Source organism: Pseudomonas sp. R11F (assembly GCF_050312575.1).
Taxonomy (GTDB): Bacteria; Pseudomonadota; Gammaproteobacteria; order Pseudomonadales; family Pseudomonadaceae; genus Aquipseudomonas; species Aquipseudomonas palleroniana.
Map to the genome: position 1 here is coordinate 165781 of NZ_JBNPJU010000068.1, position 9874 is coordinate 175654.

Sequence of the window (9874 nt, forward strand, 5' to 3'; positions counted from 1 at the left end):
GTATCCGTTGTCGTGACTCATCAGTACCGACCTCCCCAATTGTCCTTCTGCGTCCACCGCACCTGGTGCTCGGCGCCAAATGCGTGCACCCACTCGATCAACTCGGCGCACTGCTTCACGTTGAGCTTGCTGGTGCGCTCGTAGATGACGTCAAAGCCGTTGCCATCTACTGCGGGGATCATCTGCGGCTGATCGCCTGACTCGCGCAGCCAGGCGGCCGTCAGCAGGCGCTTCCAGATCAGGACGTCCCACTTCTTCCCGGCGTGCTCGACCTGGGCAGCGATATCGGACAGGGCCGCGTGCAGGGCCTTGTTTTGCTCCCCGCTGCGGTCCACTTCGGTGATGGCCAGCTTCTTGGGCTTGGCCAGGTCCAGGCCGGCGATGTAGACCATGGCTTTGGTGCGGTCGGATTCGTTGCGAATCTGGAGGCTGGTCATGACTGGCCCCCATTGCCCATGGCGGCGCGGGCTGCGTCGACTTTGAGCGAATCTCCAGCCTTGAGGTCATCCCAATGAGCCAGCAGAGGCCTGAATGCACTGCGCAGCGCCTCGTTCTCCGCCTTCAGCTCAGCATTCACCCGCTCGTAGGCTTCGTAGCCGGTCTTGAGGCCGGCGATTTCTGCCTTGAGCTCAGCGATAACTGCCGACTTGGTATCGCGAGTGGCTTCTACGTCACGCTTGCCACGCCATAGGTCTGCTCGTTCGCTCTCAAGCCGATCGTTCTCAGCGATCAGGGCCAGGATGATCTTTGGCTCGCACGCATGCTCAAACTCTCTCCAGCGCGCAAGCATCTGCATGGTTGAGCCCTGTCCATGGATGGCCTCGGCCAGCCGCTTCAGTTCGGTGTAGTCGGTCATGTCAGAATCCCTCCTTGCCGCGCTGTGATTCCCACTCGAACGGGATGACGATCACCCCACCCTCCCGGAGCCGATCAATGCAGCGGTCGCCAATGGCATCAGGCAGCGCCTTAGCATCCAGGTTTGAAACGATCACCGTCGGCCGCATCTGCTCGTACCGGCCGTTGATGATTGAAAACAGGGTGGTCAGCTCAAAATCGCTGGGCTTCTCCTTGCTCACGCCGATCTCGTCCAACACCAGCAGAGACGGGCTGATCAGACTGGCGAGGATTTGGCTTTCGCTCTGGTCGCTGGTGCGGTCATAGGTCGATCGGATCGCCTGCAGCACCGAACCCATGGTGCGATACACGGCGGTTGCGCTGGACTTGGCCATGATCTCGTTGGCGATGGCGACCGACAGATGCGTCTTGCCGGTACCAGGCTTGCCCAGCAGCAACAGGCAGCGGCCGGCCTCGGCGAACTGCTTAAACTCGGCCGCATACCGGCGGCAGGTGTTCAACGCTTTGCGCTGCTCGGCGGTGGTGGCCACGTACCCGTCCAGAGTCTTGCTGGCAAACCGCTTGGGGATCAGAGCGGCGCCTAGCTTGCGCTCCATGGCCATGCGGATCTCCATCGCCTTGTTCGCCAGCTCCGCGGCTTCGGTCTTCTCGCGAGCAATACGGCCGCACTCAGGACATGCGCTTTTCAGCTCCTTGCCCAGCACCGGGAACACTTTCTGCTCGAATTCACCATGCTCTTCGCAGGTTGCCGGCTGGATGCGAGTGCCCGGAGGCAGTTCGGGAGTTGTTTGGACTGGCTCAGAGCGCATAGGAACCGTCCTCGCGCCGAATCAGCCCATCGGTGTAGTTACGCTCGGCGAAGCCGGTGTGGCGCGATTGTGGAGCGGAAACTGGGGTGGACTCAGCCAAACGCTTGATCACCCAGGACGCCTTGAAACCCTGCCAACCAGAGGTCAGTGCCTCGGTGATTGCATCGGACGCCGTGATTCCGGCTTCGGCGCATTTGGACAATTCGGTGTTCACAGTTGACCAGACGGTGGCGGTCACGGCGGCGCGCTTGGCCTTACGCTGGGTCAGCCAGTCGGCCAGCAGTTGCTCGGGGACGTTGTGAGGGTTATCGGCCAGCAGCTGTGTCATGCCGAATGGTGCTTTGCGATCTGCCTTCGGCGGTTCGGTTTTGGTTTGGGGCGGATTAATCTCTTTCGAAGAAAGAGTTAATAGGGGTTCTTTCTTTGTATAAAGAAGGGAGTCGTCGGTTTTGGTCTGTTTCGCGGCTGAGCCGATTCGGACCACTTGAGCCGAATCAGACGATTTGGTCTGTTTCGGCTCTACAACAAAGACCCACTCTTTGGGATCGCAGACGCCGATGTCACCACGCGCACCACCCTCTCGGTAAAGCACGCGGCGGCGCAGAAGCCCGGAGATTGCCTTTGATACCGTATCAGGGTGAATGTGGGTTGCCTTTGCTATATCGACCGCAGGAATGCGATGCGCGCCCGTGCTGAAGTTCAAGGTGGCCTTGGCCACATACAGGACGATCTTCATTTCACGCGCCGACAAGTCGATGGCCATCAAGCCATCCATCATCTGGTTGTCCATTCGGGTGAACCCCCGAGGGTTGTGTATCGGAACAATGTTTGGCATGATTTCTCTCGCTTACCGCTGTAGAAGAAGCCGACCTCGACCGTCGGCTTTTTTGTGTCTGGAATTTAGGAAACGGATTTCAGATTTCTCTGGGCCGCCGCGAGCAACTGCTCCGCACGACGCCCCAACTCCCCCGCCTTCGCTTCAACCTGGCGGCACTGCCTGGCGAACGCAGGCAAGTGCGGCAGATCCAGTTCGCACATAACCTGGTCGTCAAAAACTTCGCTGCCAGTGTCGATCACATCGCCCAAAGCACGGATCAGCGCGCCGAAGCTCTTGTTTGCGCATTGGTCGCTGGTCATTTGGCGGGCACCGGTCAGGCCGTGTCGGCTCGCCAGCTCGTTCAGGCAGTGGTCGCGGTATTCGGGCTCAAGGGCGTTGACCCACGACTCTTCCAGCCAGGACGGCATCTCCTGATCGCCGTTCAGCCAGCGCTGTACACGCTTGAGCCAGCGGCCTGTCGCTTTGATGAACTCACCTACATCGTTTTGGCGGGCCAGCTCTTCAAAGTCAGGAACCTTTGCCAGATCAATTTTCGAAGCAGGCACAGCCAGATAGATCTCGCGACTCAGCGCCTGGGCGAAATCGTCTTGGCTCAAGCTTGTGCGCGCGATCTGGTTTTGAGCATGAGCGACCAGCACCTGATCACGGGTTTGTACGGTGTGTCTGGAACTGGACGTTTGCATGGGGACTGCTCTCTTCTAATCTGGCTTCAATGGAACGGCGGACAGGGATGTCGCTTAGGCGGCCATCTCGGCCCATGGAAACGACGGACAAAGGGATTCTTTTTTGAAAGCACCTCTGGTCAACGCCTCCGCTCGCTTGGCAACCACTGGAGACATGCCGTGCTTCTCGCGAACCCAACCGGAAACGGTGCTTTGATCAACCTTAAGCTTTTCAGCCGTGACCTCCTGAGTGCCGAAGAAGGCAACGAGGTCCTTATAAATAGTGTTCATGCTGCCCCTCCATACGGGAATACCCATATAGTAGATTATGGGAATACCGATTTGCAAGAATATGGGAGCACCCGTAATACTCGCCGGATGGAATTCAAAGATCGTTTAAAGGCCGCGCGCCGGCACGCCAAGCTCAATCAGGGCGAATTGGCCGCTAAAGCTGGTATCACGCAGACGTCGATTTCTGACCTTGAGCGTGGAAAATCGAAAGCCACCGCACACGTCGTGAAGATCTCCGACGCATGTGGGGTGAGCGCCAAATGGCTCTCAGACGAGATCGGGCCAATGCTGGCTCCTGGATTAACGACCGGCTCTGGTGAATCGAACGTCTCCCCTGCCGCCCAGCCCACCAAATCATTCCGCTACCCGGTAGTGAGCTGGGTTGCCGCCGGCGCTTGGGCGGAAGCAGTTGAGCCCTACCCGGCCGGAATCTCGGACACCTACGAGTTTTCGGAGTACGACTCCAAAGGCCCGGCATTCTGGCTGACAGTTAAAGGCGACTCGATGACGGCGCCCGCCGGACAGAGCATCACCGAGGGCACGCTAATTCTTGTAGACACAGAGGCTGAGGTCGCACCAGGTAAGCTGGTGGTGGCCAAGCTACCGGACAGCAACGAAGCCACATTCAAGAAGCTGGTGAGCGACGGCGGCCGGCTGTTCCTGAAACCGCTGAACCCGAGCTACCCCATTGAGGCGATCGATGAGAACTGCCGCATCGTGGGCGTGGTCGTGCAGGCCCTGCAAAAGTTTTACTGACTCTGTTCGGGAGGCTACGTGTACCTCACCAAAACCAACCAGCAACTACACCGCGACTTGAAAGAGGCAGCGGCTCTGCTCAAGTGGTCAGGCGTCGATCTGATGCAAGCTGCCGGCAAGTTATCTGAGGCTGGACAGGAAGATGACGCCCAGGAGCTGATCAAGATCGCGACCAGGTTTCAGGTTGTCGAGGATCTGATGGTGGGTTATGCGGATGAGGTGAAGGTAGGAAAGATTGTGCGAGCGAAAGATTGACGCAACACTGACGGTTGCAATCACAGGGAGTGAAAACCTAATGAGCATCATCAGCTTTACTTACAGAGACGCTAAGGGCGAGATCAGCCATCGTGAGCTGATCCAATGGAAGGAAAACTCCCTCTATCTTCAGGGTCGGTCATCCGCTGATACGTTCCCGAAGACCTACAGGAAAGACAGAATCGTCGCCTTTGTGACTGGCGAAGACCTCTTGCTCAATGACGCAGCCCCACCAGCCCCAAGTACGCGAACGCGGACCACTCCAATGGAGTTTGCCGCTGCTGCGGCAGCAGTTGGCCAGCCAGCCGCGCCCGCGAATGGCATTCATCAGGTTTTGTTCACCGGTTTTGCTGCGGCTCAGCGGGCAGAACTCGAACACCAGGCCGAGCAGTCTGGCTTGAAGGTGATGAAAACAGCAGGAAAATCGCTGACTTTCCTCTGCTATGGCGAAAACGCTGGCCCGACGAAGGTGATCAAAGCACAGGAAGCAGGTGCGTTCATCATCGATTCCGAACAGTTCCTGCATTTAGTCCAGACGGGCGAACTCCCCTAAAGCAGCCTGTTGCCGCCGGCGATCTGATAGCGGGCTCGCGGATGAGGTAAAGGCGGGACAGATAACACGAAGCGAGCCCTAGTAGGCGCGTGTTTTGTGGCAGTCTTTAAATAAGGAAAAAGCTGGGTGTGACGCTATGATCTAATGCATGGCGTTTTTTTTATGCTTGCATATTTAAGTTTGATCTATGCATCATGCAAGCACACCTAAGTGAGGATGCTTGCATGCCCGAAAAGAATGAGTCAAAAGCTGCTGGCGGGAAAGCGCGTGCCATTGCTCTTCCAAAGAGCAAAAGAAGCGAAATAGCAAAAAAAGCTGCTTCCGCACGCTGGGGCCTTAAAGCATCACACAAAGGAAATTTCTTACAAGATTTTAGTGTCGATGCTGAGTGCTATGTGCTTGAAGATGCTAAGAAAACAGCAGTTATGACGCAGCGAGGGATTGCCGCAGCGCTTGGTTTGAAAAATCCCGGAGGCAACGACTTTGAGCGCCTGCTAACTCGGAAAAGTCTCGCTCCATACGTTGGTGCTGAATTGCTTGAAAAAGTGTCTCAACCTATTGAATTTAAATGGGTATACCCTGGTGCCAAACAGACTGAAATAACTATCCGCGGCTACAGCGCGGATATCCTGATCGATGTGTGCAATGCGATCCTTGATGCCGATGCTGCCGGAAAACTGACTAAGAGCCAGGCGCCGCTCGCAATGCAGGCAAGGGTGATAGTCAATGCGTCTGCGAAAAATGGTATTACTAATCTGGTGTACGCTCTGGCAGGCTATCAGCCAGAGGTTGATGAAGTAATCCAGGCATTCAAAGCTTTTGTTCAAGAAGAGGCTCGGAAGTATGAGCAGGAGTTTCCAAATGAGCTCTATTTAGCCTGGCATCGCCTCTATCAAATTCCTATACCCACTCGAGGCAAGCCTTGGAAGCTTATGCATCTGACCAGGCGTCATATCTACTATCCACTTGCCAAAAGCAGCGGCAGGATTTTGGATTTGTTGAGAGCGCTACGTGACAAGGACCCTAGTAAGAAAAAACTTTTTCAATTCTTAAACGAAGTCGGCACTCGCGCGATGCGAATGCACATGGGGCGAGTCTTGGAAATGGCAGAGTCATCGGGATCCGCCAAGGAGTATGAAGAAAAATTCGTCAACCGGTTTGGTGGCCAACAAGAAATGGAATTAATTCCAGCTACTGATAAAGATTGATCATTGAGCCCGGCCCAGCGCCGGGCTTCTTGTCTCTTACCCTCCCTCCCACTCAATCGCTCTATCCGAGAGTCCAACATGCTCGTAGACAGTCCCAAGATGCTTCGTTGCCCAGAGGCGAAGGCCAACCGCATGCTGCAGCTCGGCGAAGCCCATATTTACCCGTTAACCCATTTTGTTGACCAACTTCGCGAGAGTGCCGGACCAAGTGCGGGCATCCCATACTTTGACCCTTGGGATGGGGGCGTCGAAGCTGAAGCGTTGTTCCTGCTGGAGGCGCCAGGAGCAAAAGCGGTAGCTTCGGGCTTTATTTCACGCAACAATCCTGACGAAACCGCGAAGAATATGTTCGAACTCGGGATCGAGGCTGGCATTGATCGCAAACACACAGTGCTTTGGAATGTCGTACCTTGGTACATCGGGACCGGCACGAAAATACGAGCCGCTACCCCTTTAGATCTCGAGGCTGGGCTTCAACCGCTGCCTCGATTATTGGCACTGCTACCAAAGCTACGGACTGTCGTTTTACTGGGAAGAAAGGCAGAGAGGGCCGCAGCTGCTATTGCCTCAGTCCGGCCCGATCTGAAGCTATTCATTTGCGCTCACCCGAGCCCGCTATACGTAAATAACGCAATCGGTAACCGCGAAAAAATTCTTACAGTCCTTCGTCAGGTCCGCGCATATCTACATCAAGGTTGACTTGCATGGCCCAGCCAGCGCTGGGCGTCTTGTATCTGTTCCTTCACATCCCTTTCACAATCGAGCGCCTATTGTGGTCACAGCTCCTTGTGAAGATCCTTTAAGCCCGCTACCCCCCCCATCGCGGGCTTTTCTTTGTCTGAGATTTACCTGGAATTGTTGTGCTTGGCCGAGCCACGCTCGTAGCACTAACACTTTAAGATATTGCGATGCCCTCCCCTAAATTCTCCTCCGACATGCTTGAGTGCATGTACGAGAACCAGCTCGCCCTTGAGGCGGCTATCATGGAGTTTTCTATATGTGCGGCCAACCGAGGCGGCGCCCAAGCTGGAGAGGATGTCAGCAGCGCGCTGGAAACCGAGGATCGCCTTGCGCGCTTGAGACATAAAGCGCTCCCTAAAGGTTCGTCAGGGCTGTTGCTGCTGGCCGCATGACAGACGCACGGCCGCCGAGTAGCATGAGCCGCTTATTCAGTGACGGACCACGTCCTTAATCAAAGCACCTCCCTAAAGGATATTCATGCGTACTTTTCTTCGTTTGCCTGTTTTGAAACTCAGCGTTCCGTTTTGCTCAATTTTCGCTCTACCGATCTTATTGAGCTTAAGCAGTTCCACCTTGGCCGCTGAATATTCGTGCGAGAGCTTCATCGGAAGTTTTGCCAACAAGCCAGATGGAGAAGCGGCATTGAAAGTCGTAAAAGATGGCAATGGCTTTGCAGCGCTTGCCCCAGGTGACGCTCCAGACTCTTGGGAGAGCACGCCACTGCAGGTTGGACTGCCTGATGAAGTGAAGAAAGAAATGCTCGCGGAGGGAGGGAAAGTGCCCCCACTGAAGTGCGCGCTGCGAGGTGAGGGTTTTGTACTCTGGCAGTTCGCGGACGGAAGCCCAGACAACCCGTCCGAAAGCGAAAGCAGAAGTCGCTCCAAATACCCGAAAAAGACCCCTTACATGATGTTCATCCACGGCGGTTTTGCTTCGGGTGAAACTGGTTTGTACCGAGTTACGTCGCAAGATTAAGGTCTGGGGCTGTGCAGGAGTAAGCGCATTTGCAAGCGCCGAAGAACGGCGCTGGCAATCGCTCCAGGTAAAAACATGCTTGAATTCCAGACTTCAGACGAACGATTGAAAGCATTCTCATATTCAGGCAACCAAGACATCTCTGTATTTTGTATAGTAGGCGTTTTGTCGGCTACCGGAGTCGTGATACGTGCCTACTGCAAATTTTGCACCCGACGTCCGAGCCGTCGCTAAGATCGAAGCAGTTCCCATGATCTTGCGTTTGGTAAAGCATCTCACCGGTCTTCGCTTCGCTGCTGTCGTACGGGTGACAGAAAAGCATTGGATTACCTGCGCCGTCGACGACTCCATCAACTTTGGCTTGCAGCCGGGCGATGAGCTTGAGTTGGAATCGACCATCTGTAATGAAATCCGGCAACACCGTCGGCCGATAGTGTTTGGACACGCTAGTAATCACCCCGTCTATGCGACACACCATACCCCATTGAAATATGAGCTTGAGAGCTATATCTCATTGCCGATAATTCGCGCAAATGGAGAGTTTTTCGGCACCTTATGCGCTATCGATCCCGCGCCTAGTGAAGTCGAGAAACCCGAAATATTAGAGAATCTGACGCTATTCGCGCAGCTGATAGCCGTGAATCTAGACATGCAGAACTCTCTCGAAGCACGTCAGACCGAACTTGAGGACGTACGCGAAACCGGTAGGCTGCGGGATCAATTCATCGCTGTACTTGGGCATGACTTGCGTACTCCGCTGGGTGCCATCCGTATGAGCGCTGACCTGTTGGAAAGCAAACTCACTGAACGGTCGACCCACAAGCTGGTCGAGGCGATCCAAAATAGTACACACCGGATGAGCAAGTTGATCGAAAACGTGCTCGACTTTGCAAGAGGTCGCCTCGGGGGAGGAATACCAGTCAGCCGACTCAAGGTCGATGACCTGCAATCAGAGTTGCATCGAGTTATCGATGAAGTAAGAAGCTCTAAACCCTCGGCCAAGATTGAGCAATCTATCGACATCCCAGTGGGCGTCGACTGCGATCCGGTCAGGGTAGGTCAACTACTTTCCAACTTATTGGGTAACGCCGTCACGCATGGTGACATCAACTTTCCAATCCAAGTGCGCGCTTTTGTCGATTACGACAACCTAGTCATCTCAGTCATCAATCAAGGTGACCCTATCGAACCCTGCCGGCAGTTGTTGCTGTTTCAGCCTTATACCAGATCACAGCAAAGTAGCTTCGGCGGTGGCTTAGGTTTGGGCCTGTATATCGCTTCAGAGATCGTCCGAGGGCACGGCGGATCTATAACAGTTACGTCTAATGTAACTGACGGCACATGCTTCGAAGCCAGCTTTCCTTTAATCTAATACAAAAATGTCGCTGACCCGCTATATCCACATCCTGTAGGTAAGCATATGAGGGCATGCCCATGTCGCGCGCCGACTGGATCAGTCTCATAAACGCTACCGCTCGCTTACAGCTGTGATATTAACCATCAAATCAGCAGTCCGATTTCCTCGGCCCCCACGGCCGCGCCAAGTTCTCGATCTGGTTGTTGTCGATGTACCCAATGCTACACAGCGTTTCGGGCTGTAATCAAGCGCTGATCACTTAACCTTCGGATACGAGGAATGGCAAAGCGAGCATCACCTTCACGACATTTTTCCAGTCAACCCTCTATGGTAACTCCAGCTCTTGGTGGATACCCTCCAGCCCGCTCCCCCCATCGCGGGCTTTTATTTGTCTGCTAAAATCTCAGCTCCTGGAAGGTGCCGTTCTCATGGTGAACCTTCACTGATGCAGGCTTGCCCATGAGCAGTGGTGCAGCGATCTTCACCAGCCCTTCTTTCGTAGACGCCTCCGCCAACGGCCGCATTGAGCCACTTCTGAAAAAGCCCCAGCCAACTTTAGTTTTTACGATCCTGT

Annotated in this window: 13 protein-coding genes; 7 read left to right on the forward strand and 6 right to left on the reverse strand. The window is 54.8% G+C overall.

Going from position 1 to position 9874, the window contains the following annotated elements:
• Positions 1-20: 20 nt before the first annotated feature.
• The 6 genes from ACQRBV_RS22725 to ACQRBV_RS22750 all read right to left on the reverse strand — a co-directional run bounded on the left by ACQRBV_RS22725 (position 21) and on the right by ACQRBV_RS22750 (position 3455).
• Positions 21-437 (reverse strand): recombination protein NinB, encoded by a 417-nt coding sequence (locus ACQRBV_RS22725; protein WP_411983978.1) that lies wholly within the window; start codon positions 435-437, stop codon positions 21-23.
• Entirely contained in the window at positions 434-856 is a 423-nt protein-coding gene (locus ACQRBV_RS22730) for a hypothetical protein (protein WP_411983977.1), read from the reverse strand. The genes ACQRBV_RS22725 and ACQRBV_RS22730 overlap by 4 nt, the downstream gene beginning before the upstream one ends.
• Position 857: 1 nt before the next feature.
• Positions 858-1664 (reverse strand): ATP-binding protein, encoded by an 807-nt coding sequence (locus tag ACQRBV_RS22735; protein WP_411983976.1) that lies wholly within the window; start codon positions 1662-1664, stop codon positions 858-860.
• On the reverse strand, positions 1654-2499 hold the full coding sequence (locus ACQRBV_RS22740; RefSeq protein ID WP_411983975.1) for a replication protein: 846 nt from the start codon (positions 2497-2499) through the stop codon (positions 1654-1656). The genes ACQRBV_RS22735 and ACQRBV_RS22740 overlap by 11 nt, the downstream gene beginning before the upstream one ends.
• Before the next feature lie 65 nt (positions 2500-2564).
• The gene (locus ACQRBV_RS22745) at positions 2565-3185 is read right to left on the reverse strand and encodes a hypothetical protein (RefSeq protein ID WP_411983974.1); all 621 of its coding nucleotides are present in this window, start codon (positions 3183-3185) and stop codon (positions 2565-2567) included.
• Positions 3186-3239: 54 nt separating this feature from the next.
• Complete coding sequence (locus ACQRBV_RS22750) at positions 3240-3455, reverse strand: YdaS family helix-turn-helix protein (RefSeq protein ID WP_223496429.1); 216 nt, start codon at positions 3453-3455, stop codon at positions 3240-3242.
• Positions 3456-3542: 87 nt separating this feature from the next.
• Here ACQRBV_RS22750 and ACQRBV_RS22755 point away from each other — a divergent pair, with 87 nt between their 5' ends.
• The 7 genes from ACQRBV_RS22755 to ACQRBV_RS22785 all read left to right on the forward strand — a co-directional run bounded on the left by ACQRBV_RS22755 (position 3543) and on the right by ACQRBV_RS22785 (position 9315).
• Positions 3543-4211 carry a LexA family protein gene (locus tag ACQRBV_RS22755; RefSeq protein ID WP_411983973.1) on the forward strand — a complete coding sequence of 223 codons (669 nt, stop codon included), beginning with the start codon at positions 3543-3545 and terminating at the stop codon, positions 4209-4211.
• An 18-nt stretch (positions 4212-4229) separates the two neighbouring features.
• Entirely contained in the window at positions 4230-4466 is a 237-nt protein-coding gene (locus ACQRBV_RS22760) for a hypothetical protein (protein WP_411983972.1), read from the forward strand.
• Positions 4467-4506: 40 nt separating this feature from the next.
• Positions 4507-5019, forward strand: a complete 513-nt coding sequence (locus ACQRBV_RS22765) for a BRCT domain-containing protein (protein WP_411983971.1) — start codon at positions 4507-4509, stop codon at positions 5017-5019.
• A 224-nt stretch (positions 5020-5243) separates the two neighbouring features.
• Positions 5244-6227 carry a P63C domain-containing protein gene (locus ACQRBV_RS22770; RefSeq protein ID WP_411983970.1) on the forward strand — a complete coding sequence of 328 codons (984 nt, stop codon included), beginning with the start codon at positions 5244-5246 and terminating at the stop codon, positions 6225-6227.
• A 78-nt stretch (positions 6228-6305) separates the two neighbouring features.
• Positions 6306-6926: a uracil-DNA glycosylase gene (locus ACQRBV_RS22775; protein ID WP_411983969.1), complete on the forward strand. Its 621-nt coding sequence runs from the start codon at positions 6306-6308 to the stop codon at positions 6924-6926.
• A gap of 519 nt (positions 6927-7445) precedes the next feature.
• A complete protein-coding gene (locus ACQRBV_RS22780; RefSeq protein ID WP_411983968.1) occupies positions 7446-7943 on the forward strand; it encodes a hypothetical protein in 498 nt (165 codons plus the stop codon).
• 250 nt (positions 7944-8193) lie between these two features.
• Positions 8194-9315 carry a GAF domain-containing sensor histidine kinase gene (locus ACQRBV_RS22785; RefSeq protein ID WP_411983967.1) on the forward strand — a complete coding sequence of 374 codons (1122 nt, stop codon included), beginning with the start codon at positions 8194-8196 and terminating at the stop codon, positions 9313-9315.
• Positions 9316-9874 lie beyond the last annotated feature (559 nt).

Excerpts from the sequence above, each read along its gene's own strand:
- ACQRBV_RS22725 (WP_411983978.1), bottom strand. The coding sequence starts at position 437 with ATGACCAGCCTCCAGATTCGCAACGAATCCGACCGCACCAAAGCCATG.
- ACQRBV_RS22730 (WP_411983977.1), bottom strand. The coding sequence starts at position 856 with ATGACCGACTACACCGAACTGAAGCGGCTGGCCGAGGCCATCCATGGA.
- ACQRBV_RS22735 (WP_411983976.1), bottom strand. The coding sequence starts at position 1,664 with ATGCGCTCTGAGCCAGTCCAAACAACTCCCGAACTGCCTCCGGGCACT.
- ACQRBV_RS22740 (WP_411983975.1), bottom strand. The coding sequence starts at position 2,499 with ATGCCAAACATTGTTCCGATACACAACCCTCGGGGGTTCACCCGAATG.
- ACQRBV_RS22745 (WP_411983974.1), bottom strand. The coding sequence starts at position 3,185 with ATGCAAACGTCCAGTTCCAGACACACCGTACAAACCCGTGATCAGGTG.
- ACQRBV_RS22750 (WP_223496429.1), bottom strand. The coding sequence starts at position 3,455 with ATGAACACTATTTATAAGGACCTCGTTGCCTTCTTCGGCACTCAGGAG.
- ACQRBV_RS22755 (WP_411983973.1), top strand. The coding sequence starts at position 3,543 with ATGGAATTCAAAGATCGTTTAAAGGCCGCGCGCCGGCACGCCAAGCTC.
- ACQRBV_RS22765 (WP_411983971.1), top strand. The coding sequence starts at position 4,507 with ATGAGCATCATCAGCTTTACTTACAGAGACGCTAAGGGCGAGATCAGC.
- ACQRBV_RS22770 (WP_411983970.1), top strand. The coding sequence starts at position 5,244 with ATGCCCGAAAAGAATGAGTCAAAAGCTGCTGGCGGGAAAGCGCGTGCC.
- ACQRBV_RS22775 (WP_411983969.1), top strand. The coding sequence starts at position 6,306 with ATGCTCGTAGACAGTCCCAAGATGCTTCGTTGCCCAGAGGCGAAGGCC.
- ACQRBV_RS22780 (WP_411983968.1), top strand. The coding sequence starts at position 7,446 with ATGCGTACTTTTCTTCGTTTGCCTGTTTTGAAACTCAGCGTTCCGTTT.
- ACQRBV_RS22785 (WP_411983967.1), top strand. The coding sequence starts at position 8,194 with ATGATCTTGCGTTTGGTAAAGCATCTCACCGGTCTTCGCTTCGCTGCT.